This window comes from Micromonospora sp. SL4-19, assembly GCF_047921475.1.
Lineage (GTDB): Bacteria > Actinomycetota > Actinomycetes > Mycobacteriales > Micromonosporaceae > Micromonospora.
Genome location: NZ_JBLROB010000006.1, coordinates 150,513 through 172,281, shown reverse-complemented (window position 1 = coordinate 172,281; position 21,769 = coordinate 150,513). Strand labels below are relative to the sequence as shown.

General features: G+C 74.5%; 26 protein-coding genes. 1 reads left to right on the top strand and 25 read right to left on the bottom strand.

Annotated features, from left to right (window positions below; translation table 11 throughout):
* Positions 1–16: 16 nt before the first annotated feature.
* From hisF to hisD, 9 genes are read right to left on the bottom strand one after another with little or no spacing between them, the layout of a single operon-like run.
* A complete protein-coding gene (gene hisF, locus ACNAVT_RS11650) occupies positions 17–784 on the bottom strand; it encodes an imidazole glycerol phosphate synthase subunit HisF (RefSeq protein WP_416295457.1) in 768 nt (255 codons plus the stop codon).
* A complete protein-coding gene (locus tag ACNAVT_RS11645; protein WP_416295455.1) occupies positions 781–1,188 on the bottom strand; it encodes a RidA family protein in 408 nt (135 codons plus the stop codon). The genes hisF and ACNAVT_RS11645 overlap by 4 nt, the downstream gene beginning before the upstream one ends.
* Positions 1,185–1,913 carry a bifunctional 1-(5-phosphoribosyl)-5-((5-phosphoribosylamino)methylideneamino)imidazole-4-carboxamide isomerase/phosphoribosylanthranilate isomerase PriA gene (gene priA, locus ACNAVT_RS11640; protein ID WP_416295454.1) on the bottom strand — a complete coding sequence of 243 codons (729 nt, stop codon included), beginning with the start codon at positions 1,911–1,913 and terminating at the stop codon, positions 1,185–1,187. Before priA ends, ACNAVT_RS11645 begins: the two co-directional genes overlap by 4 nt.
* A 15-nt stretch (positions 1,914–1,928) precedes the next feature.
* Entirely contained in the window at positions 1,929–2,252 is a 324-nt protein-coding gene (locus tag ACNAVT_RS11635; RefSeq protein ID WP_416295452.1) for a hypothetical protein, read from the bottom strand.
* The gene (hisH, locus tag ACNAVT_RS11630) at positions 2,249–2,896 is read right to left on the bottom strand and encodes an imidazole glycerol phosphate synthase subunit HisH (protein ID WP_416295451.1); all 648 of its coding nucleotides are present in this window, start codon (positions 2,894–2,896) and stop codon (positions 2,249–2,251) included. The genes ACNAVT_RS11635 and hisH overlap by 4 nt, the downstream gene beginning before the upstream one ends.
* Positions 2,893–3,066, bottom strand: coding sequence for a hypothetical protein (locus ACNAVT_RS11625; protein ID WP_416295450.1), 174 nt, complete (start codon positions 3,064–3,066; stop codon positions 2,893–2,895). Before ACNAVT_RS11625 ends, hisH begins: the two co-directional genes overlap by 4 nt.
* Entirely contained in the window at positions 3,066–3,677 is a 612-nt protein-coding gene (gene hisB / locus ACNAVT_RS11620; protein ID WP_416295448.1) for an imidazoleglycerol-phosphate dehydratase HisB, read from the bottom strand. The genes ACNAVT_RS11625 and hisB overlap by 1 nt, the downstream gene beginning before the upstream one ends.
* 45 nt (positions 3,678–3,722) lie before the next feature.
* Positions 3,723–4,808, bottom strand: coding sequence for a histidinol-phosphate transaminase (locus tag ACNAVT_RS11615; protein ID WP_416295447.1), 1,086 nt, complete (start codon positions 4,806–4,808; stop codon positions 3,723–3,725).
* Positions 4,805–6,127, bottom strand: coding sequence for a histidinol dehydrogenase (gene hisD / locus ACNAVT_RS11610; protein ID WP_416295445.1), 1,323 nt, complete (start codon positions 6,125–6,127; stop codon positions 4,805–4,807). The genes ACNAVT_RS11615 and hisD overlap by 4 nt, the downstream gene beginning before the upstream one ends.
* Positions 6,128–6,234: 107 nt before the next feature.
* Between hisD and ACNAVT_RS11605 the strand changes: the two genes are divergently transcribed.
* Positions 6,235–6,930, top strand: coding sequence for an LON peptidase substrate-binding domain-containing protein (locus tag ACNAVT_RS11605; RefSeq protein ID WP_416295444.1), 696 nt, complete (start codon positions 6,235–6,237; stop codon positions 6,928–6,930).
* Here the strand turns inward: ACNAVT_RS11605 and ACNAVT_RS11600 are convergent.
* The 16 genes from ACNAVT_RS11600 to murC all read right to left on the bottom strand — a co-directional run bounded on the left by ACNAVT_RS11600 (position 6,896) and on the right by murC (position 21,745).
* On the bottom strand, positions 6,896–7,789 hold the full coding sequence (locus ACNAVT_RS11600) for a DUF2567 domain-containing protein (protein ID WP_416295442.1): 894 nt from the start codon (positions 7,787–7,789) through the stop codon (positions 6,896–6,898). The genes ACNAVT_RS11605 and ACNAVT_RS11600 overlap by 35 nt on opposite strands.
* A 41-nt stretch (positions 7,790–7,830) precedes the next feature.
* A complete protein-coding gene (locus ACNAVT_RS11595) occupies positions 7,831–9,336 on the bottom strand; it encodes a MinD/ParA family ATP-binding protein (RefSeq protein WP_416295440.1) in 1,506 nt (501 codons plus the stop codon).
* 141 nt (positions 9,337–9,477) lie between these two features.
* Positions 9,478–10,362 (bottom strand): hypothetical protein, encoded by an 885-nt coding sequence (locus ACNAVT_RS11590; protein WP_416295439.1) that lies wholly within the window; start codon positions 10,360–10,362, stop codon positions 9,478–9,480.
* A gap of 42 nt (positions 10,363–10,404) precedes the next feature.
* A complete protein-coding gene (locus ACNAVT_RS11585; protein ID WP_416295437.1) occupies positions 10,405–11,349 on the bottom strand; it encodes an RluA family pseudouridine synthase in 945 nt (314 codons plus the stop codon).
* Positions 11,346–11,966: a signal peptidase II gene (lspA, locus tag ACNAVT_RS11580; protein WP_416295436.1), complete on the bottom strand. Its 621-nt coding sequence runs from the start codon at positions 11,964–11,966 to the stop codon at positions 11,346–11,348. Before lspA ends, ACNAVT_RS11585 begins: the two co-directional genes overlap by 4 nt.
* Before the next feature lie 67 nt (positions 11,967–12,033).
* Entirely contained in the window at positions 12,034–12,453 is a 420-nt protein-coding gene (locus ACNAVT_RS11575; RefSeq protein ID WP_416295435.1) for a TraR/DksA family transcriptional regulator, read from the bottom strand.
* Between the two features lie 224 nt (positions 12,454–12,677).
* On the bottom strand, positions 12,678–14,180 hold the full coding sequence (locus ACNAVT_RS11570) for a potassium/proton antiporter (RefSeq protein WP_416295433.1): 1,503 nt from the start codon (positions 14,178–14,180) through the stop codon (positions 12,678–12,680).
* A 22-nt stretch (positions 14,181–14,202) separates the two neighbouring features.
* Positions 14,203–14,511 (bottom strand): DUF167 domain-containing protein, encoded by a 309-nt coding sequence (locus ACNAVT_RS11565; RefSeq protein WP_416295431.1) that lies wholly within the window; start codon positions 14,509–14,511, stop codon positions 14,203–14,205.
* 2 nt (positions 14,512–14,513) lie between these two features.
* Positions 14,514–15,185 carry a hypothetical protein gene (locus tag ACNAVT_RS11560; RefSeq protein WP_416295429.1) on the bottom strand — a complete coding sequence of 224 codons (672 nt, stop codon included), beginning with the start codon at positions 15,183–15,185 and terminating at the stop codon, positions 14,514–14,516.
* Between the two features lie 72 nt (positions 15,186–15,257).
* Entirely contained in the window at positions 15,258–16,061 is an 804-nt protein-coding gene (locus ACNAVT_RS11555; protein ID WP_416295428.1) for a DivIVA domain-containing protein, read from the bottom strand.
* A 41-nt stretch (positions 16,062–16,102) separates the two neighbouring features.
* Positions 16,103–16,408: a YggT family protein gene (locus tag ACNAVT_RS11550; protein WP_416295427.1), complete on the bottom strand. Its 306-nt coding sequence runs from the start codon at positions 16,406–16,408 to the stop codon at positions 16,103–16,105.
* Positions 16,409–16,437: 29 nt separating this feature from the next.
* Positions 16,438–17,133 carry a cell division protein SepF gene (locus ACNAVT_RS11545; RefSeq protein WP_416295425.1) on the bottom strand — a complete coding sequence of 232 codons (696 nt, stop codon included), beginning with the start codon at positions 17,131–17,133 and terminating at the stop codon, positions 16,438–16,440.
* A gap of 195 nt (positions 17,134–17,328) precedes the next feature.
* Positions 17,329–18,075: a YggS family pyridoxal phosphate-dependent enzyme gene (locus ACNAVT_RS11540; RefSeq protein WP_416295423.1), complete on the bottom strand. Its 747-nt coding sequence runs from the start codon at positions 18,073–18,075 to the stop codon at positions 17,329–17,331.
* Between the two features lie 9 nt (positions 18,076–18,084).
* On the bottom strand, positions 18,085–19,200 hold the full coding sequence (ftsZ, locus tag ACNAVT_RS11535) for a cell division protein FtsZ (protein WP_416295422.1): 1,116 nt from the start codon (positions 19,198–19,200) through the stop codon (positions 18,085–18,087).
* Positions 19,201–19,439: 239 nt separating this feature from the next.
* The gene (locus ACNAVT_RS11530; RefSeq protein WP_416295421.1) at positions 19,440–20,258 is read right to left on the bottom strand and encodes a cell division protein FtsQ/DivIB; all 819 of its coding nucleotides are present in this window, start codon (positions 20,256–20,258) and stop codon (positions 19,440–19,442) included.
* Positions 20,255–21,745, bottom strand: coding sequence for a UDP-N-acetylmuramate--L-alanine ligase (gene murC, locus ACNAVT_RS11525; protein ID WP_416295419.1), 1,491 nt, complete (start codon positions 21,743–21,745; stop codon positions 20,255–20,257). The genes ACNAVT_RS11530 and murC overlap by 4 nt, the downstream gene beginning before the upstream one ends.
* Between the last annotated feature and the right edge of the window lie 24 nt (positions 21,746–21,769).

The following is a 21,769-nucleotide window of genomic DNA, read 5'->3' as shown; positions in this document are numbered from 1 at the left end:
TCCGCCCGGCGGGCGGTCAGCGGACCGGGTGGCCGGCGCCGCGCAGGGCGTCCTTGACCTCCCCGACGGTCAGCTCGCCGAAGTGGAAGACGCTGGCCGCGAGCACCGCGTCGGCGCCCGCGCCGATGGCCGGCGGGAAGTGCGCCACCGTGCCGGCCCCACCGCTGGCGATCACCGGCACGTGGACGACCTCCCGGACGGCCTGGATCAGCGGCAGGTCGAAGCCTGACTTGGTGCCGTCGGCGTCCATCGAGTTGAGCAGGATCTCCCCCGCGCCGAGTTCGGCGCCGCGCCGAGCCCACTCGACCGCGTCGATGCCGGTGCCCCGGCGACCGCCGTGGGTGGTCACCTCGAAGCCGCTCGGCGTGGTGCCGGCCGGAGCCCGGCGGACGTCGAGGGAGAGCACCAGCACCTGCCGGCCGAACCGGTCGGCGATCTCGGCGATCAGCTCCGGCCGGGCGATCGCCGCAGTGTTCACCCCGACCTTGTCCGCGCCCGCGCGCAGCAGGGTGTCGACGTCGGCGACCGCCCGGACGCCGCCGCCGACGGTGAGCGGGATGAAGACCGACTCGGCGGTGCGCCGGACCACGTCGAGCATGGTGCCCCGGTCGCTGGACGAGGCGGTGACGTCGAGGAAGGTCAGCTCGTCCGCGCCGGCCCGGTCGTACGCGGCGGCCAGCTCGACCGGATCGCCGGCGTCGCGCAGGTCGAGGAAGTTGACCCCCTTGACCACCCGCCCGGCGTCCACGTCCAGACACGGGATCACCCGCACCGCCACCGTCATGCCGCGAGCCTATCCAAGTACGCCTCCAGCTCGACCTCGACCAGGTGGTCCGGATCGATCAGCCCGGCCACCACCACCATGGTCGCCACCGGGCGGACCGCCCCGAACACCGCGTTGTGCGCCCGGCCGACCTCGTCGGCGTAGCTCCGGTCGGTGACGTACATCCTCGTCCGGACCACGTCCGCCGGCCCCGCGCCCACCTCGGCAAGCGCGTCCAGGCCGATCCGCAGCGCCTGGGCGGTCTGCGCCGCCGCGTCGCCGACGTGCACCACCCGCCCGTCGACGGTCGATGTGCAGCCGGCGGTGATCGCCAGGCCGCCGGCCCGGATCACCCGCGAGTAGCCGTACCGGGCCTCCCACGGGCCGCCCGAGCCGAGCCGGGTGACGGTGGGGCCGTCGCTCACGCCGCGGCCCGCAGTGTGGCCAGCGCCTCGGCGACGGTGAACGCCCCCGCGTACAGCGCCTTGCCCGCGATCACGCCCTCCACGCCCGCCGTCTCCAGCGTGGCCAGGGCGCGCAGGTCGTCCAGGGTGGAAACGCCGCCGGACGCGATAACCGGGGCGTCGGTGCGGGCGCAGACCTCGCGCAGCAGGTCCAGGTTCGGGCCGCGCATGGTGCCGTCCTTGGTGATGTCGGTGACCACGTACCGGGCGGCGCCGGCCTTGTCCAGCCGCTCCAGCACCTCGTACAGGTCACCGCCCTCACGGGTCCAGCCGCGCGCGGCGAGGGTACGGCCGCGCACGTCCAGCCCGATCGCCACCCGGTCGCCGTACTCGCCACAGATCCGGTCGCACCACTGCGGATCCTCCAGCGCGGCGGTGCCGATGTTGACCCGGGCCGCCCCGGTGGCGAGCGCGGCCCGCAGCGACTCGTCGTCGCGGATCCCGCCGGAGAGCTCCACCCGCACGTCCAGCTTGCCGACCACCTCGGCGAGCAGGGCGGCGTTGGAGCCCCGACCGAAGGCGGCGTCCAGGTCGACCAGGTGGATCCACTCGGCGCCGTCGGACTGCCAGGCGAGGGCGGCCTCGAGGGGGTCGCCGTACGCGGTCTCGCTGCCGGCGGCGCCCTGCACAAGCCGGACGGCCTGACCGTCGGCCACATCGACGGCGGGCAACAGGGTGAGGCTCAAGCTCTTCTCCTCGCTTCAGGTACGACGGTCCAGGGCGATCACCACGATCGCCGGCAGGGCCAGCAGCAACAACACGACCAGCGCCAGCCGCAACGCCAGGTCGTCGACGAAACTCCAGATGCTGATCAGCGCCAGCCCGGTGAGCAGCGCGATCGCGGCGCGCTCGCCCCGGGTGCGCCGGACCAGCCGGCCGGTCCGGCCGCGCCGCAGCCTCGGGGTCAGCCGGCGTACGACGGCCCGCCGCCGCTCCCGCCGAGCCACCCGGCGGAGGCGGGCGGCGCGTTCGGCTTCCAACTGTGCCTGGCGGGCCTCCCGGCGGCGAGCCCGCTCCTTGCTCACCGGGCCACCTTCGTCAGCCAGTTGCGCAGCAGGGCGGCACCGGCGTCGGCCGACTTCTCCGGGTGGAACTGGGCCGCCGACAGCGACCCCCGCTCCACCGCGGCGACGAACTCGGTGCCGTGCTCGGCGGTGGTCACCGTCGCCCCCGCGGCGGCCAGCCCGACGGGATCCGTCACCCCGTACGAGTGGACGAAGTAGAACCGGGCGTCGGCCGGCAGCCCGGCGAAGAGCGCCGAGCCCCGCGGCGGGCGGACGGTGTTCCAGCCCATGTGCGGCAGCCGCTCGGCGGGCAGCATGGTCACCCCGCCGGGCAGCAGCCCGAGCCCCTTGGTGACCACGCCGTGCTCGTCGCCGTGGTCGAAGAGGACCTGCATGCCGACGCAGATGCCGAGGACCGGCCGGCCGGCGGCGACCCGCTCGGCGATGACCGGGCCGGCGCCCAGCGCCTCGATCCCGGCCATGCAGGCGGCGAAGGCGCCGACACCCGGCACCACCAGGCCCGCGGCCTCCGCGGCGGCGGTCAGGTCGTCGGTCACGACGACGTCCGCGCCGGCCCGTTCCAGGGCACGTTCGGCCGACCGCAGGTTGCCCGAGCCGTAGTCGAGCACCACGATCCGCTTGCTCGCCCGCTGGCGCTCGCTCATGAGCCCTCCGCGGGTAGCAGCCAGAGCAGCCCGCCGGCGGTGGCCATCGCGGCCAGCAGCCCGGTGATCACCACCGCGGCACGCGGTGCCTCCTGCCGGTACAACGACCACGTCCCGCCGACCAGCATCGCGCCGAGGATCAGCAGCAGCATCGGCAGCACCGTGCCCATCAGAGTGCACCCTTCGTGCTCGGGATCGCACCCTGTGAGCGCGGGTCGATCGCGGTGGCCTCGCGCAGCGCCCGGGAGACCGCCTTGAACTGGGCCTCGACCACGTGGTGGGCGTCCGGGTGGCCGCCGGGACGGGCCGCCCGCAGCACGTCGACGTGCAGGGTGATCCGGGCGGCCTGGCCGAACGACTCCCAGATGTGCCGGGTCATGCTGGTCGGGTAGACCGGCCCGATGTACGGCGCGAGGGCCGGCTCGTCGTGCACCACGTACGGCCGGCCGGACAGGTCGACCGCGGCCCGGACCAGGACCTCGTCCATCGGGACGGTTGCCGAGCCGTACCGCCGGATGCCGGCCTTGTCCCCCAGCGCCTGGTCGAAGGCGGCGCCGAGGGCGAGCGCGGTGTCCTCCATGGTGTGGTGGGCGTCGATCTCCAGGTCGCCGACCGTGTGCACGGTCAGGTCGAAGCCGCCGTGCCGGGCGATCTGGTTCAGCATGTGGTCGTAGAACCCGACGCCGGTCTCGATGTCGGCCTTGCCGGTGCCGTCGAGGTCGATCTCGACGAGGACCTTGGTCTCCTTGGTGATCCGCTCCACCCGGGCGGTGCGACTCATCCTGTGCAACCTTTCGTTCGCGACTGCGGGGCTCGCGAGAGCGGCTCACTCCTCGCGCTCACGGACCTTCTCCATGGCGGCGAGGAAGGCGTCGGTCTCGGCGGGGGTGCCGGCGGTGACCCGCAGCCAGCCGGGCAGTCCGACGTCGCGGACCAGCACGCCGGCGTCGAGCAGGGTGCGCCAGGCGGCGGCCTGGTCGCCGCCGACCTCGAAGAGAACAAAGTTGGCGTCGCTGTCGGCGACCCGGCACCCCCGCGCGCGCAGCTCCGCCACGATCCGGTCCCGCTGCTGCATGATCGCGGCGACCGTGCCGAGCAGGGCGTCGCGGTGCGCCAGGGCCGCGCGGGCGGCGGCCTGGGTGAGCGCGGAGAGGTGGTAGGGCAGCCGCACGAGCTGCACCGCCTGCACCACGGCCGGGTCGGCGGCCAGGTAGCCGAGCCGGCCGCCGGCGAACCCGAACGCCTTGCTCATCGTCCGGGTCACCACCAGCCGGGGATGGTCGGGCAGCGCGGCGAGCGCGCTGACCGTGCCGGGCCGAGCGAACTCGGCGTACGCCTCGTCCACGACCACCATGCCGGGCGCCGCGTCCAGCACGGCGGCGACCACCGCCGGGTCGAGCGCGGTGCCGGTCGGGTTGTTCGGCGAGCAGAGGAAGACCACGTCGGGCCGGTGCTCGCGAACCTGGGCCACCGCCTCGCCGGCGGTCAGCCCGAAGTCGACACCGCGCCGGGCCGGGACCCAGCCGGTACCGGTGCCGAGCGCCAGCAGCGGGTGCATCGAGTACGCCGGGGTGAAGCCGAGCGCGGTGCGCCCGGGGCCTCCGAACGCCTGGAGCAGCTGCTGCTGGATCTCGTTGGAGCCGTTGGCCGCCCACACCTGGTCGACGGTGAGCCCATGGCCCAGGTACGCCGCCAGGTCGGCGCGCAGCGCCACCGCGTCCCGGTCCGGGTAGCGGTTGAGGTCGCGCAGCTCGGCCGCGAGGGCCTTGGCGATCGCGTCGACGACCGGCTCGGGCACCGGGTAGGAGTTCTCGTTGGTGTTCAGCCGGACCGACACGTCGAGCTGCGGCGCCCCGTACGGCGTGAGCCCGCGCAGGTCGTCCCGGATCGGCAGGTCGTCCAGCGTGGTCACGACGTCTCCCCCGGAAAACGCACGCTGACCGCCTGGCCGTGGGCCGGCAGGTCCTCGACGGTGGCCAGGGTGACCACGTGCGGGGCCACCTCGCGCAGCGCGTCCTGGCTGTATTCCACCAGGTGGATGCCGCGCAGGAAGGACTGCACGGAGAGCCCCGAGGAGTGCCGGGCGCAGCCGCCGGTGGGCAGCACGTGGTTGGAGCCGGCGCAGTAGTCGCCGAGCGACACCGGCGACCACGCGCCGACGAAGATCGCCCCGGCGTTGCGGACCCGCAGCGCCCAGTCGCGGGCGTGCTCGGTCTGGATCTCCAGGTGCTCGGCCGCGTACGCGTCGACCACCCGCAGCCCCGCCTCGAGATCGTCGACGAGGACGACGCCACTCTGCTCGCCACCGAGGGCGGTGGCGATCCGCTCGGCGTGCTTGGCCGCCGGCACCTGCCGGGCCAGCTCCGCGTCGACCGCGTCGGCGAGCGCCACCGACGGGGTGACCAGCACGCTGGCCGCCAGGGGGTCGTGCTCGGCCTGGCTGATCAGGTCGGCGGCCACGTGCGCCGGGTCGGCCGTGTCGTCGGCGAGGATGGCGATCTCGGTGGGGCCGGCCTCGGCGTCGATGCCGACCACCCCGCGCAGCAGCCGCTTGGCGGCGGTGACCCAGATGTTCCCCGGGCCGGTGACCAGGTCGACCGGCGTGCAGCGCTCGGCGCCGTACGGGTCGACGGCCGCCCCGTACGCCAGCATGGCCACCGCCTGTGCGCCGCCGACCGCGTAGACCTCGTCGACGCCGAGCAGCGCGCAGGCCGCGAGGACGCGCCGGTCGGGCAGGCCGCCGTTGTCCTTCTGCGGCGGGCTCACCACCACCAGCGAGCGGACCCCGGCCGCCTGCGCGGGGACCACGTTCATCACCACGGTCGACGGGTACATGGCCAGGCCACCGGGGACGTAGAGGCCGACCCGGTCGACCGGCACCCAGCGCTCGGTCACCGTGCCGCCCGGCACCACCTGGGTGGTGTGATCGGCCCGGCGCTGGTCGGCGTGGACCTTGCGGGCCCGGGTGATCGACTCCAGCAGCGCGGCGCGGACCTGTGGGTCGAGATGTCCCTCGGCTTCCCGGATCGCCTCCACCGGCACCCGCAGGCACTGCGGGGAGATGCCGTCGAACCGTTCGCTCGCCTCCCGGATCGCCGGGTACCCATGCTCCCGGACCGCCTCCACCAGCGGACGGATCCTCTCGACGGCCACCGAGACGTCGAGCTGGGCACGGGGCAGCAGGTGGCGCGGGTCGCGCTTCCCGCCGCGCAGGTCGATCCGAGTCAACACCCCTGCGAGTCTAGGCGGGCCGACCCGGAGCCGACCCGCACCGCCCGCACGGCGGGACGGTGAGCCGGGACACGCCGATCGGGTCGGGTCGGACTACGCTCGGACGCGTGACCGCACGGCTGCCGGTGTTTCCGCTCGGGACGGTCCTCTTCCCCGGGCTGGTCCTCCCACTGCACATCTTCGAGGAGCGCTACCGGGCGCTGGTGCGCCACCTGGTCGGGCTGCCGGAGGGCGCACCCCGGGAGTTCGGGGTGGTGGCGATCCGGGCCGGCTGGGAGGTCGCCCTCGGCACGGGCCCGGCCGCGCCCGGCGGCGACGTCGCCCTGCACGAGGTGGGCTGCACCGCCGAGCTCCGGCAGGTCACCGAGCTGGCCGACGGCGGCTTCGACATCGTCACCGTGGGCCGCCGGCGGTTCCGCATCGCCGGGGTCCACGAGGGCGCCGCGCCGTACCTGACCGCCGAGGTGGAGTGGCTGCCCGAGCCGGCCGGCACCGACGAGGTCGCCGGCCTGCTCGCCGCCCGGGTGATCTCGGTCTTCCGGCAGTACCTCGGCCTGATCAGGCCGGGCCCCGAGGAGATCTCCGAGCAGTTGCCGGAGGATCCCGTCGTGCTGTCGCACCTGGTCGCCGCAACCGCCGCCCTGACCGTCGCCGACCGGCAGCGGCTGCTCGCGATCGACGACACCGCCGCCCGGCTGCGGGCCGAGCTGCGACTGCTCAACCGGGAGACGGCGCTGCTGCGCCAGGTCCGGGCGGTCCCGGTCCCGCTCAGCGAGCTGGCGGGTCCCCCGGCGCCGAACTGAGCTCCGGGCCGGCCGGCGGCCAGCCGGCGTCGGGCTCCGGGCGCAGCGACGGCCACCGCGACCAGCCGGCCAGCAGGGTGTAGGTCACGGCCGCGCCGAACGCGGGCAGCAGCAGGTTGCCGTACGGCAGCACGGGCAGCACGCCGAGGAGCCGCTCCACCCCGCCGGCCCGCAGGTCGGCCGGTTTGGTGAAGGCCGCCCCGTCCGGCGCGGTGGCCAGCAGTCGGTGGTAGGTGGCCAGTCCGACGCGGCGGCCCAGCTGCCAGGCCACCACCGCCGCGCCGAGGCCGCCCAGGGCCCCGGCGAACAGGCCCACCGGACCGCGCCGGCGACGCAGCAGGAACCACAGCGCGATCGCGGCGAGCACCCCGAAGCCGAGCCCGAGCAGGCTGAACCAGCCGTCGGCGGCGATCGGCTGCTCCGGCTGCGGGCTGGCGTAGATGGCGCCCTCGGCGGTCTTCCGCACCGGGGTGCCCGGCGCCACGGCCGCCCAGAGCAGCCCCAGCGGCGCACCCAACCCGGTCAGCAGGAACGCGGCGCCGAGGGTGATTCCGACCCCCCGACCCAGGCCGGCGGCCCGCCCTGTCGTGGGTGCCACACCGGGCATCGCCCCGGCGACGTCCGGGTGCCCGGCGAGCGGGTCCGCGCCGGGCGCGTTGACCGGGGTGCCGGCGGGCACCGGCAGGCCGGCCGGCCACTCGGGGAGATCCCCCTGGACGGGTGAGCCGCCGTGGGTCGGACGGTCGGGGGCCGGCATGGAACGGTGGAAGGCCTGCGGGCCGCCGGACGGGCGGTCGGCGGCACCGGGCTCGCGGGAATGATCGGCGGCCCGCTCGGGGTCAGGGGTGTCCGGACTCACCCGGTGATCCTCTCAGGCGGCGGGCCGAGGCGGGGCGGTGGTCAGCGGGTGAACGGCTCCAGGATCACCGCGGCGGCCTTGAGCCAGGCCTGCCGGGTCTCCGCCTGCAGCTGGTGGTACTCGATCGAGGAGCCGGTTTCCAGTGCCGGGTCGTAGGGCACCACCGCGACCGCCCGGGTCCGCGTGGCGAAGTGCCGCTCCAGGTCGCTCTGCAGCGAGCTACGCCCCGGCGTCGGGCAGGAGATCAGGGTGACCGCGTTGTCGGCCAGCTCGCCCATCCCCACCTCGTGCAGCAGGTCGAGCATCCAGTCCGCGCTGAACGCGGCGTCCTCGCGCGGCACGGTGGTCACCACGAGCTGGTCGGCGGCCTGCATGACGGTCCGCCAGTTCGGGCTCTCCACGTTGTTGCCGGTGTCCACGCAGACCACCTCGTGGGTACGCCCCAGCAGCTCCAGCACCCGCTTGACGGTGAACTGGTCCAGCCGCTGGGCGAACCGGGGGCTCTCCTCGCCGGCCAGCACGTCGTACGAGCCGTCGGAGGCGTGCCGCAGATAGTCGTCGAGCCGCTCCAGCAGGGCGGCGCCCTCCAGGATCTCGATCTGCGCGAGGTCGTGGACCAGGTGCCGGATGGTGCGGGCGTGCCGGGCGCTGCCGGCCCGCAGCCCGAGGGTGCCGCGCAGTTCGTTGTCGTCCCAGGCGAGCACCCCGCGCCCGCGCACGCTGCCCACGGTCGCCGCGGCGAGCACGGTCGCGGTGGTCTTGTGCACCCCGCCCTTCGGGTTGGCGAAGGCGAGCACCCGTGGGCGGCCCAGCTCGCGGCGGAGCACCGAGGTGGACCGGTCCAGCTCGCTCTCCGGCGCCGGGGCGCGCCACCCGACCCGGGCCGACTCGACCCGGCCGGCGTAGCCCTCCGCAGCCGGTGCCTGGTAGGTCGGCGGCGGGTAGGTCGGGGCGGACGGGACCGGCTCCGGGGGCGGCGGGGGCTCCGGGCGGTAGCGGCCCCGATCCAGCAGCGCGTACCGGGACTCCTCGGGCGGGTCGGGCTGGTAGCCGTTGTCGAGCAACGCGTACCGGGAGTCGACGGAGGCGGTGCCCCGGCCGCGCGCCGTCGGCTCCGGCCGGCTCGGCTCCGGGTCGGTCCGGTACGCCGGCTCGGCTCGCCAGGACGGCTCGGCCCGGTTGTCCGGCCCGGTGCGGTACGCCGGCTCCCCCTGGTACGCCGGTTCGGCGCCGTACCCGGGCTCGGCGCCGTACCCCGGGTCGGCCCGGTAGGCCGGCTCCACCCGGTAGGTCGCCTCGACCCGGTAGGGCGGCTCGGCGCCGTACGACAGCTCGGCGGGGTGCTCGACGGGCTGCGCCCGGCCGGTCCAGCCGGTGCCGGCGGCACGCCGGGGCAACGGCTCGGCGGGCGGCAGGGGCTCCTCGACGCGGCGATCCGCCTCGGTCTGCTCCGCGCCGCGGCCGCCGAGCCGGGCCCGGTCGAGCAGCGCCCGCCACCGAGGCGCCGGCTCGGCCTGCCGACTCCAGCCGGTCTCGCTGCGGTCCACGGCTCCGCCCCTCCCCAGACCTGTCGATCTCCGCCCGACAGGCTACGAGCGAAACCCTATGCGGACCACACCCTGCTTCGCACCTCCCCCCGGCACCTCTCGTCACCGCCGGTCCGGCGGCGGTCCGGCGGCGGCCACGTCTCAGGAGGTGGCAGCGGGATTCGGCGGTTCCCCGCCCGCCGCCGCCGGACCGCTGGGTGAGGATCCACTCACCGTCGGTGCGGCTTCCGACGAATCGCCCGCCTCGGAGGCGGCCGGGTCGGCCAGTCCGGTATCGGCGGGCGGCCGGACGACGTCCCGCTGCTCGGGCAGCGGCGGGGTGAACACCGTGCGGTCCAGTCGCCGCACCTCCGGCGCGGCGTCGACCACCCGTACGCCCGGCCGGGCGGCCAGCGCCCGCAGCGCTTCCGGGGTGTCCCGGACCACGGCGGCGTACACGCAGGCGCAGCCCGACCGGTACTCGGCCGCCTCCCGGGCCGAGACCGAGGCGCCCGTGTCGTACACCCGGCGGAGCTCGGCGTCGGCGGCGGCCGCCGGGGTGGCGGCGCGGGCCCGGTAGTCGGCGGCCTCCCGGTCCTTGCGGGCGGCCACCTCGGCCATCCCGGCGACCACGTCGTCGGGCAGGCGCATCGCGGCGATCCGGACGATCTCGGTCTGCCGGCCGGGCAGCGGTACCCGGGCGACCACCGCGGAGACCGGGGTGTCGCCGAGCGTGCCGGCCAGCCGCGCCGGCGTCAGGTACGCCGCGAACGAGACCAGGGCGTAGTCGCCCGGGCCCGGGGTGGCCGGTGCGGGCAGGGCGGCCAGCTCGGCGGCGGCCGCCCGCTGGTAGTCCGGGATGACGTCGCCGTCCGCCACGCCGACCCGGGTGACCTCGCCGACCGTGCGGTCCCCCACCGGCTCCCGCCGGCGGTCCCAGAACCCGGCGGCCAGCACCGCCAGCGCGCAGGCCAGCGCGATCCAGCTGAGCAGCCCGGAACGCGACGGCCCGCGCCGGGACGGGCGCGGCGGTACGTCGGCGGTCACGTGCTTCCCCTGTCGGGCGGGCGGTCGGGCGGCGGGCGCGGGTCAGTCGCGGAGGAGCTCCAGCGCCCGGGCCAGGTCGTCCGGGTACTCGCTGACGAAGGTGACCTCCTCACCCGTACGGGGGTGCAGGAAGCTCAACGACCGGGCGTGCAGCCACTGCCGGGCCAGCCCGAGCCGGGCCGAGAGCGTCGGGTCCGCGCCGTAGGTGAGGTCGCCCACGCAGGGGTGCCGCAGCGAGGAGAAGTGCACCCGGATCTGGTGGGTACGCCCGGTCTCCAGCCTGACGTCGAGCAGGCTGGCCGCCGGGAACGCCTCCATGGTGTCGTAGTGGGTGACGCTCGGCTTGCCGCCGGAGACCACCGCCCAGCGGTAGTCGTGGTGCGGGTGCCGGTCGATCGGCGCGTCGATGGTGCCGCGCAGCGGGTCCGGGTGGCCCTGCACCACGGCGTGGTAGCGCTTCTCCACCTCGCGGTACTTGAAGGCCCGCTTCAGCGCGGTGTACGCCTGCTCGCTCTTGGCCACCACCATGATTCCGGTGGTGCCGACGTCGAGCCGGTGCACCACGCCCTGTCGCTCGGCGGCGCCGCTGGTGGAGATCCGGTGGCCGATCCCGGCCAGCCCGCCGATCACCGTCGGGCCGGTCCAGCCGGGGCTGGGGTGGGCGGCCACCCCGACGGGCTTGTCCACCACCACGATGTCGTCGTCGGCGTGGACCACGGTCAGCCCCGGCACGGCCTGCGGGACCACGGTCGGCGGGGCGGCCGGCGCGGGCAGCGTCACCTCGAGCCAGGAGCCGGCCTTGACCTTGTGCGAATTGGGCCGGACCACGCCGTCGACCAGCGCGTCCCCGGCGTCGACCAGCGCCGCCGCGGCGGTCCGGGAGAGCCCGAAGAGCCGGGCGACGGCCTGGTCGAGCCGCATCCCGTCGAGGCCGTCCGGGACCGGCAGGGACCGGTGGTCGCCGCCGACGGCGAAGGCGGAGGTCACGCCCTTCCCCGCTGCTCGCCGCCGCTGGCCGCCTCGCTCAACTCGGCACCCTCCGCCGGCTCCGCGCCGGCCCGGCCGCCGTTGCGCTGGCGGCCGGTCAGCTCGAGCAGCACCGCCAGGATCACCCCGCACACCAGGGAGCTGTCGGCCAGGTTGAAGATCGGCCAGACCTGCCCGTACGGGTCGAAGAGGCTGACCATGTCGACCACGTGCCCGACGAAGTGCCCGGGTGCCCGGAAGATCCGGTCGGTGAGGTTGCCCAGCGCCCCGCCGAGCACCAGCCCGAGCGAGATGGCCCACGGCAGCGAGCGCAGCCGCAGCGCCATCCAGCCGATCCAGGCGATCACGCCGAAGGTGATCAACGGGAAGGCCCAGGTGTAGCCCGAGCCGATGCTCCACGCCGCGCCGCTGTTGCGGGTCAGGGTCAGATAGACGGTGCCGCCGAGCAGCGAGACCGGACCCCGGCCGGTGAGCGACGTGAGCGCGAGCTGCTTGGTGATCAGGTCGGCGACGAGCGAGGCCAGGGCGACGCCGAGGAGAACCCCGACCGCCCGGCGTCGGGGCGTGCCACGGCCCGACTCAGCGGTGCCGGACCCGGCGGGCGGTGCTGCGGTCATCTGCTCCCCATCGACGCTCGCGACGGTGACCCTCACCGCCTCCGGTCAAGCCGCCGGGGAGCACGCCTCAGCGCCGCTCCTCCAGCTGTTTGCAGGTCACGCAGAGGGTGGCCGACGGGAAGGCGGCGAGCCGCTCGACCGGGATCGGGTTCCCACAGCGCTCGCACCAACCGTACCCGCCCTCGTCGAGGCGCTCGAGGGCCCGCTCGACCTGCGTGATCCGTTCCTTGATGCTGTTGGCGAGGGAGATCTCCTGCTCGCGCTCGAACGTCTTGGTGCCGGTGTCGGCCTGGTCGTCCCCGGCCGAGTCGGTCAGCCGATCGCGCTGCAGCTCGGTGATCTCGCTCAGCGTCTGATCGTACTCGGCGCTCAGCTCGTCCCGCCGGGCCGCCAGCGCCGCCCGGATCTTCTCGGTCTCCGCCGCGCTGCGGGTGGCCTTCGCGACCGGCTTGCGGCCGGCGGTCCTGGTGTCCGCTTGCTTCGCCATCGTCAGCTCCCTCGGCCGCGTGTCGCGGCGGTCGGCGGTGCCTGGGCAGGGTCCACCGGGGTCGGCGTTCCCCACCTACGGAACGGGTGCACGGCGACAAACGCCGCGCACGCCGGAGGGTGGCAAGAATACGGAACGTACAGGCGTCCGACAACGTGCCGCACCGTCGTACCGCGATTCAGCCCCGGACAGCCACCAATTGGGGCAAAAGGAACGCTAGCAGATCAACCGTCCCGGTCCTCGCCGTACTCGCCAAACCAACGGGCCAACCGACCCCGGCGGCTCACCGCGCGCAGCCGCCGCTCCACCTCGTCGCGGACCTCGGCGGTGGCGACGATGAGCAGGCTGTCCCCGACCTTGAGCCGGGTGTCCGGACCGGGTACGAAGCCCGCCCCGTCGCGCAGCACCAGGGTCACCGAGGCGCCCACCGGCAACCGCAGCTCGTCCACGTGCACCCCGCCCAACCGGGACTCCGGCGGCACCTCCACCTGGAGCAGATCGGCCCGCATCCGTTCCAGCGGTGCCGTCTCGACCCGGATCTCGGCGGCCTCGGCCGGCGCGGTCACCCCGAGCCGCCGGGCCGTCGGCGCCAGCGTCCCGGCCTGGAGCAGCGTGAAGATCACCACCAGCACGAAGACGGCGTCGAAGAGCCGGTCCGCCCCGGGCACCCGGGCGGAGAGCGGGATGGTCGCCAGCACGATGGGCACCGCGCCCCGCAGCCCGGCCCAGGAGAGGAAGAGCTGCTCGCGCGGGTGGAACCGGAACGGCAGCGCGGAGACCGCCACCGACAGCGGGCGGGCGAAGAGCACCAGGGCCAGCCCGGTGACCACGGCCGGCAGCACCGCCTCGCCCAGCCGGCCCGGGGAGACCAGCAGGCCCAACAGGACGAACAGGCCGATCTGGGCCAGCCAGGCCAGCCCGTCGGCGAAACCGAGGATGGCCTGCCGGTGCGGCAGCCGGGCGTTGCCGAGCAGCACGCCCGCGACGTAGACGGCGAGGAAGCCCGAGGCGTGCAGCTCCGAGCCGACCGCGTACGCCAGCACCGTGAAGCCGACCACCGCGATCGGGTAGAGACCGGCGGAGGGAAGCGCGGCCCGGCGCAACGCGTATCGGCCGGCGATCCCGGCGGCCACCCCGACGGCGGCGCCGACACTCAGCTCGTAGCCGACCAGGAGGACCTCGTACCACCAGGGGTGGGCGGCCGCGACGTCCCGGGACAGCAGCAGCACCAGGATGACCACCGGGGCGTCGTTCATGCCCGACTCGGCCTCCAGGGTGGCCACCAGCCGGGGCGGCAGGCGCAGCCGACGCAGGGTGGCGAAGACGGCCGCCGCGTCGGTGGAGGAGAGCACCGCGCCGTAGAGCAGCGCCATCCGCCAGTCCAGGCCGAGCAGGAGATGCACCACGACCCCGACCACCAGGATGCTGACCAGCACGCCGATCGTGGAGAGCGCGGCGGCCATCCCGAGCACGGGACGCAGCGTGCTCCAGCGCGCGCTCAGCCCGCCCTCGGCGATGATCACGATCAGGGCGCAGAACCCGAGCACCCGGGTCAGCTCGACGTCGTGGAAATGGATGCCCAGCCCGGCCTCGCCGATCGCCACCCCCAGCGCGAGGTAGACCAGCAGACTCGGCACGCCGAGCCGGGTGGAGAAGCGCACCGCGCCCACCGCGACCAGCAGGACGGCCGCGCCGAGCAGCAGCGCGAGATTCAGCCCGGGGGTCATCCGCGGCCGGCCCGGGCGGTCCTCACTCGGCCGATCCGTCCCGCAACCGACGCAGCACGTCGGGCAGCCCGGGGCTCGGGCGCTCGACCAGGAAGAGCTTGTCCCGGCTGGCCGCGCCGGTGCGTAGGGAGACCACCGCCGGCCGGACGCCGAGGGCGTCGGCGAGGGCCCGCCGGGCCGCCTCGGTGGCGCGTCCGTCCACGGCGGGGGCGGTCACGGCGATGACCAGCGCCGGCCCGTGCGGGCCGTCGAACCGTCCGCCGACCCGGGCCCGGGAGGCACCGGGCTTCACCCGTACGGCGACGGTGAGCGTGTCGTCCACGGCAGCCATGATCAACCGGACTGGGCGTCGGTGAGCAGGACGGTGGCCGGGGCGCAGCGGGCACACGGGGTGAAGCCGCTCCCGACCGCCTCGGCGACGGTCAACGCCTCGTCGTCCCGGCCCACCAGGTGGGGGCAGCCGGGCAGGTGGAACCGGGCGCGACCGTCGACCACGCGGACCGCGTCGTCGAGCCGGGCCAGCCGGGCGACGTCGGCCGGCGACACGTGCTGCGCGGGCGGGTCGGCGTCGAAGGGGCCCTCGGCGGCCGGTGAGGTGGGTGCCGGAGCGGCGTCCCGGGAGCGGGCCCGCGGGCCGGGCGGGGAGTAGGGATTGGCGGCGTACCGCTCGGCCGGGTCGGTCACCGGGGACTCGGATGGTTGCCGCCACCCGGGTCCACCGGTGCCGACCGTCGGCGGGATGTGTTGAGTGGGGATCCCCGGCTCACCGAGCCGAGGCCCGTACGCGGCTCCGGTCGGCCCGGTCCGGGTGCGGCCGCGGGGGCCGGCGGTCCGGCCCCCCGTGGCCTGGTCGGCGACCACCCGGCGGGCACGCGCGACGAGAGCGACGGCGGCCAGCATGCTGGCCGCGATGGACGTGACCAGCAGCGGGCTGGACCCGTCGGCCAGCCCGGCCACCAGGAGCACGACCGCGACGAGGATGAGCAGGATGCTGGCGGCTGTCACAGCTCACCCCCGCCGCGTCGTGTCGGTCTGCGCGGTCGGCGGCCATCCACGGGACGACCGCCGATGGCGGGATCAGCGGCCGGACTCGAGCGAGCCCGCGCGGCTGCCACCGTAGGAGCCGGCGAGGCTTGCCGAGGCGAGGCCGTTGCCGCTCCCGGCGGCGCGGTTGCCCTCGGTGCGGTTGATCTCCGCATCGAGGCCCTGACCGCGGCCGTCGAGATCGCGCAGCTGGCTCTCCAGGTAGGCCTTGAGGCGGGTGCGGTACTCGCGCTCGAACTGCTTGAGCTCCTCGATGTGCTTCTGCAGCGCGGTGCGCTTGGCGTCCAGGCCGCCCATGGCCTCCTGGTGCCGCTGGCGGGCGTCCCGCTCGAGCGCGTCGGCCTTGGCACGGGCCTCGCGGGTGACCTCCTCGGCCTTGGAGCGGGCCTCGGAGAGCAGCTGGTCGGCCTCGCGGCGGGCGTCCGAGACGTGGTCGTCGGCGGTGCGCTGGGCCATCATCAGCACCCGCAGCGCCTGCTGCTCGCCGTCGGCGGCGGTGGCCGGACCACCCTGGCCGCGGACCTGCTCCAGCTCGGCCTGCATCGCCCGGGCCGCCTGCTCGGCGGCCGCCTTGTCGCGCTGCACCCGGTCCAGCTGGGCCTTGACGTCGTTGAGCTCCGCCGCGAGCCGGGGGTCGCCGCCGGGGCCGGCGGGAGCGCCACCCCGACCGCCGCGCTCCACCTGGGCACGCAGCTCGTTGTTCTCCTCGATCAGACGGGCGAGCTCGCGCTCGACCTCGTCCAGGAAGGCGTCGACCTCCTCCTCGTCATACCCCCGCTTACCGATCGGCGGCTTTTTGAAGGCGACGTTGTGGACGTCGGCCGGGGTCAGCGGCATCGAAACTCCTCGGGTCAGTTGCGGCCGCGAAAGCGCGCTGATCAGGCAAATGCCAGGAACAGGCGCCTAAACACGAACTCCATCAGCACGAACAGGATAACCAGGAGCACAAGCGAGGCCAGGTCGATGCTCACGGTACCAATTCGCAGTGGTGGGATCACTCGCCTCAACGCGCGCAGGGGCGGATCAGTGACGCTCCACACCAATTCAAGTCCTGCGGACGCTCCCCGGCCCGGTTGCCAGCGGCGACCGTAGGCCAGAACGGCGCTGAGGACGAATCGGGCTAAAAGCACAAGTAGGAACAGGTAGGCAAGCAGGTAGAGCACCTGGAACAGGATCGACAACACGGTAGGCGACGTCCCTCGGTCGAGCGGGCCTAGCTCAGGCTGAAAAAGCCGCCCTCAGCGATCTTGGCCTTGTCCTCCGCGGTGACCTGGACGTTGGCCGGTGAGAGCAGGAACACCCGGTTGGTCACGCGCTCGATCGTACCGCGCAGACCGAACGCGAGCCCGGCGGCGAAGTCCACCAGCCGACGGGCGTCCGCCTCGTCCATCTCGGTGAGGTTGATGATCACGGGCACGCCGTCCCGGAAGTGCTCACCGATGGTGCGCGCCTCGCGGTAGGTGGTCGGGTGCAGGGTGGTGATCTGGTAGCGCTGCTCCTCCTCGGCCACCACCGCCCGCTCCCGGGACTGCACCTGCGGCGCGAGGGCGAGGTTGTCCCGGGTGTGGTAGGTCAGGGCGCCGGAGGTCTCCCCCGCTCCGGAGCGGGTGATCGACCGGACGCTGGACCGCTCGGCCCGCTCCGGGCGCTCGAGCTCGGCCCGGTCGTTGTCCACGGCGCGGCTCGCGGCACGCTCGGACAGCCGGCCGCGGTCGCTGACCCGGGTACGGGTCGCCGGCGGCTCCTCGGACTCCTCGTCCTCGTCGTCGGCGAACTCCTCCGAGTACCGGCTGGACCGGTAGCGCGACTCCCGGTAGCCACCCTTGTCGTAGCCACCGTCGTCGTACGCCCGCTCGTCGTCCTCCTCGACGAGCCCGAGCCAGACCCCCGCCTTGCGCAGTGCACCCATCCCCGCGCCCTTCCGTCCGCCGTGCGGCACGCGCCCCCGTGCCGTGTCGCTTGATCACAAGTGGACACCCAAGTGCCCACCGGACCGGATCGGCAATCCCCCGGCGAGCGGTTCGCGGTCCGCCCGCCACGGCCCCCGGCTGCGGGAACGCCGTTCCTAACCACACTGATGTAATTTGCTTCTCTCGCGGTCAGGCTACCCCAGCGTGGGGCGCATTCCGAGCAACGCGCTGCCGACGCGGACATGTGTCGCGCCGTACCTGATCGCGGTTTCCAGGTCGCCGCTCATCCCGGCCGAGAGCGCGGTCGCCTCCGGGTGCCGGTCACGGAACCACTGCGCCACCACGGCCAGCCGGGCGAACGCGCGTTCCGGCTCCCAACCCAGCGGAGCCACCGCCATCAGCCCGCCCAGCCGCAGCGCCCCGGCCCCGGCCACCGCCTCGGCCACCGGGCCGAGCCCCCGGTCCGGATCCGCCGAGTCGGGCAGCGCTCCGCCCCGGACCGGGTCGCCGTCGATGCTCACCTGCACCAGCACCTCCAGCGGGCGGTCCCGGCCGGCCGCCGCTGCGGTGCCGAGGGCGGCGGCCAGCCGCGCGCTGTCGACCGACTGGACGACATCGGCGTACCGGACCACCGACCGGCACTTGTTGCGCTGCAGCTGGCCGATGAAGTGCCAGCGAGGCGTCGCCCCGGCCGCCGCCACCTCGGCGGCCTTCGGAGCCGCCTCCTGGTCGCGGTTCTCCCCCACGTCCGTCACGCCGAGCCCGGCCAACGCCACCACATCGCCGGCCGGATACGTCTTGGTCACGGCGACCAGGGTGACCTCACCCCGGTCCCGGCCGGCGGCGGCGCAGGCGTCGGCGATGCGCGTGCGTACCCGGGAGAGGCCGGCCGCGAGCTCGGCGCGACGGTCGGGTCGCACCGTGGCAGGTGTGTCGGTCATCGGCGCGGCTCAGGACCCGTTCTTAAGGAAGTCGGGCACGTCGACGTCGTCGAAGAGCACCCGACGCGGCGACTGCTGCGGGGCCGGCATGGTGGCCGGCGGCGTGACCGAGGCGCTCGGCTGGGCCGGCTGGTTCTGGTTGGACTTGCGGGGCTGCTCGGCCGCCTTGTACGCGGGCGTGCCGCCGTCGAAGCCCGCGGCGATCACGGTCACCCGGACCTCGTCGCCGAGCGCGTCGTCGATGACCGCGCCGAAGATGATGTTGGCATCTGGGTGGGCCGCGTCGGTGACCAGCTGCGCGGCGTCGTTGATCTCGAACAGACCCAGGTCGGAGCCGCCGGCGATGGAGAGCAGCACGCCACGGGCGCCGTCCATGCTCTGCTCCAGCAGCGGGCTGGAGATGGCCGCCTCGGCCGCCTCCACGGCACGGTTCTCGCCCCGGGCGCTGCCGATGCCCATCAGCGCGCTGCCCGCGCCGCTCATCACGCTCTTGACGTCGGCGAAGTCCAGGTTGATCAGACCCGGCGTGGTGATCAGGTCGGTGATGCCCTGGACACCGGAGAGGAGCACCTGGTCGGCGGTGCGGAAGGCGTCCATCATGGAGATGTTGCGGTCGCCGAGCGCGAGCAGCCGGTCGTTTGGGATGACGATGAGCGTGTCGCACTGGTTGCGCAGCTCCTCGATGCCCGACTCGGCCTGCACCTGGCGGCGCTTGCCCTCGAACGAGAACGGCCGGGTGACCACGCCGATGGTGAGCGCACCGAGCTTGCGGGCGATGTTCGCCACCACCGGTGCGCCGCCGGTGCCGGTGCCGCCACCCTCGCCGCAGGTCACGAAGACCATGTCGGCGCCCTTGAGCACCTCCTCGATCTCGTCGCGGTGATCCTCGGCGGCGTTCTTGCCGACGTCCGGATTCGCCCCGGCGCCCAGCCCCCGGGTCAGCTCGCGGCCGACGTCGAGCTTGACGTCGGCGTCGCTCATCAGCAGCGCCTGCGCGTCGGTGTTGATCGCGATGAACTCGACGCCCTTGAGCCCAACCTCGATCATCCGGTTGACGGCGTTGACGCCGCCGCCCCCGATGCCGACGACCTTGATGACCGCCAGGTAGTTGTGCGGAGGTGTCATCTCCGGTCCTTTCCCTTCGAGATTGGCATGGGCCGACCCCACACGGCTTGGCCGGACCAGCGGCCGAGCAGTTCCCCAGCGAGGCCGACGATCGAAACCCTCACCCTCTACTAGAGGCTTAGAGCAATGTCAACCACTGATCTCTTCGGGGCAACGTATGCGCCGCCGCGCGATCAGCCAAGGACCTTTCCGGCGTGTCGCAGCCCGGAGCGGGCCCACTCACTCTCCCGACCGGTGGATCACTGGAAGGTGACCACGTCCGGGGCGCTGACGTCGATCGTGTCGGCCTTCCGACTGAGCAGGGCGGTGGCCACCTTGGACTTTTCCGCCCCCCGGGTGGCATCCCCCCAGACCACCTTCCGGTCCTCGTGCAGCTGCAGCGTGATCCGGGCCAGCCCGGCCACGTCCACGGCGACCAGTTCGGCGCGCAACTGCGGGCTGAGCGCGGCGAGCACCTCCAGCCCCGCCCGAGTGCCCGGGTCGTCCGGGGCCGGCCGGCCGACCTTGATCACCGGAAGCCCGTCGGGGAGCCGGGGCACGGTCCGGAAGACCACGCCGGCACGGTCGACCACCGCGTACCCGTCCCCCTGCGGGACCGCCGCCACCGGGGTCCGCTCCACCACCCGGATCACCAGGGTGTTCGGCCAGTCCCGCTCCACCGTGGCCCGTTCCACCGGGGCGAGGGTGCCGACCCGCGCAGCGGTCGCCGCGAGGTCCACCCGGGCCAGCGGCGCGTCGTCCGGGACGGCGGCCGCGTCGCGCACCTCGACCGGGGTTACCAGCGCGGCGCCGACCACCCGTACCTCCCGGACGCCGAACAGGCCGGTGCCGAGCACGGTCCAGGCGACCAGCCCGGCGGTGGCGAGCACGGCGACCGTGACCGCCCAGGGCAGGGCCGCCCGCATCCGCCGCTGCCGGGCCCGTGCCATGAAGCGCCGGGTGGAGGGCGGGACGGCATCGGTGCCGGCCCGGACCAGCTGCCATCGCCGCACCGGGTTGCGCCGGCCGGCCCCGCCGTCCTGGCCGGGAGTCCGGCCGCGGGCCGGGCCGGGGCTCATCCGGCCGTGGCCGCCGCGCCGCCCGCGTCGACGCCGGTGCCGACCGTCGCCCCGCCACCCGCCACCCCGGCACGGGCCAGCAGCGCGTCGAGCAGCTGGTCGCCCATCAGCGAGATCGGTGGCGCGCCCATGGTCACCACGACGTCGCCCGGGCGGGCCCGGCGGGCCACCTCGGCCGGCACGTCGTCCCACGCCTCGACGAAGACCTTCCGGTCGGCCGGCAGCGGCACCGCCTCGATCAGCGCGACCGAGCCCTCACCCGGCTGGCGCAGCTCGCCCGGGCCGAAGACCTCCAGCAGCACCAGCTCGTCGGCGATGCCGAGGGCGGCGGCCATCTCCGCCTGCAGGTCCCGGGTGCGGTAGAGCCGGTACGGCTGGAAGACCGCGATCAACCGGCCCTCGCCGGCCACCTCACGCAGCGTCTGCAGGGCCAGCGTCATCGACGTCGGGTGGTAGGCGTACTCGTCGTAGACCAGCACGCCGTCGGCGACGCCCTTGCGCTCGAAGCGCCGCCGCACCCCGGGGAACGCGCCCAGCGCCGCCTCGGCCGCCTCGATCGGCAGGTCCAGCAGGTAGGCGGCGAGCACCGCGGAGGCGCTGTTGAGCCCCATGTGCCGCCCCGGCACCGGCAGCCGGATCTCGCCCAGCGACCGGCCGTCGATCTCGGCCAGATAACGCACCCCCTGGGAGGAGGAGGCCATCCCGCTCAGCCGCAGGTCGGCGTCGGGCGACTCGCCGTACGTCCAGACCCGGCGCCCCTCGGCCCGCAGCGTCGCGGCCAGCCGCCGGCCGCCCGGGTCGTCGGCGCAGGTGACGATGAACCCGTCGGGGTCGGTGAGCCGGGCGAACTCGACGAACGCCGCCTCCAGGGTGGCCAGATCGCCATAGGTGTTGAGGTGGTCCGCCTCGATGTTCGTGATGATCGACACGTACGGGCGGTAGATGAGGAACGAGCGGTCGCTCTCATCGGCCTCGACGACGAAGTGCTCGCCGGTGCCGTGGTGCGCGCCCGAGCCGACCTCGGAGATCTCCCCGCCGATCACGAAGGAGGGGTCGGTGCCGGCCTGCTGGAGCACCATGGTGACCATCGAGGTGGTGGTGGTCTTGCCGTGGGTGCCGGCGACCGCCACCGTCCGCCGGCCGGTCATCGCCGCGGCGAGGGCCTCGGACCGGTGCAGCACCCGCAGCCCGCGCCGGCGCGCCTCGACCATCTCCAGGTGGTCCTGCGGGATGGCCGAGGAGTAGACCACGGTGTCCACGCCGTCGAGGTTGGACGCCTCGTGGCTCATGTGGATGGTGCCGCCGAGCGCCCGCAGGCCGGCCAGGGAGGGCCACTCCCGCAGCTCGCTGCCGGAGACCGGCAGGCCCCGGGTGAGGAAGAGCCGGGCCAGGCCGCTCATGCCGACCCCACCCACCCCGATCAGGTGGATCCGGCCCAGGTCCTCCGCCGTCGTCGTGCCGGCGGGGGTGAACTGCACGGTGTTCATGGGCGGTACCTTCCCGTCGCGGTG

What these genes read in the sequence shown, in the direction of transcription:
- murC (WP_416295419.1), bottom strand. Translation starts at nt 21,745, where the DNA reads ATGAACACCGTGCAGTTCACCCCCGCCGGCACGACGACGGCGGAGGAC.
- ftsZ (WP_416295422.1), bottom strand. Translation starts at nt 19,200, where the DNA reads ATGACACCTCCGCACAACTACCTGGCGGTCATCAAGGTCGTCGGCATC.
- ACNAVT_RS11555 (WP_416295428.1), bottom strand. Translation starts at nt 16,061, where the DNA reads ATGCCGCTGACCCCGGCCGACGTCCACAACGTCGCCTTCAAAAAGCCG.
- lspA (WP_416295436.1), bottom strand. Translation starts at nt 11,966, where the DNA reads ATGACCGCAGCACCGCCCGCCGGGTCCGGCACCGCTGAGTCGGGCCGT.
- ACNAVT_RS11530 (WP_416295421.1), bottom strand. Translation starts at nt 20,258, where the DNA reads ATGAGCCCCGGCCCGGCCCGCGGCCGGACTCCCGGCCAGGACGGCGGG.
- hisF (WP_416295457.1), bottom strand. Translation starts at nt 784, where the DNA reads ATGACGGTGGCGGTGCGGGTGATCCCGTGTCTGGACGTGGACGCCGGG.
- hisB (WP_416295448.1), bottom strand. Translation starts at nt 3,677, where the DNA reads ATGAGTCGCACCGCCCGGGTGGAGCGGATCACCAAGGAGACCAAGGTC.
- ACNAVT_RS11575 (WP_416295435.1), bottom strand. Translation starts at nt 12,453, where the DNA reads ATGGCGAAGCAAGCGGACACCAGGACCGCCGGCCGCAAGCCGGTCGCG.
- ACNAVT_RS11540 (WP_416295423.1), bottom strand. Translation starts at nt 18,075, where the DNA reads ATGACCGACACACCTGCCACGGTGCGACCCGACCGTCGCGCCGAGCTC.
- ACNAVT_RS11565 (WP_416295431.1), bottom strand. Translation starts at nt 14,511, where the DNA reads ATGGCTGCCGTGGACGACACGCTCACCGTCGCCGTACGGGTGAAGCCC.
- ACNAVT_RS11570 (WP_416295433.1), bottom strand. Translation starts at nt 14,180, where the DNA reads ATGACCCCCGGGCTGAATCTCGCGCTGCTGCTCGGCGCGGCCGTCCTG.
- ACNAVT_RS11545 (WP_416295425.1), bottom strand. Translation starts at nt 17,133, where the DNA reads ATGGGTGCACTGCGCAAGGCGGGGGTCTGGCTCGGGCTCGTCGAGGAG.
- ACNAVT_RS11625 (WP_416295450.1), bottom strand. Translation starts at nt 3,066, where the DNA reads ATGGGCACGGTGCTGCCGATGCTGCTGCTGATCCTCGGCGCGATGCTG.
- hisH (WP_416295451.1), bottom strand. Translation starts at nt 2,896, where the DNA reads ATGAGCGAGCGCCAGCGGGCGAGCAAGCGGATCGTGGTGCTCGACTAC.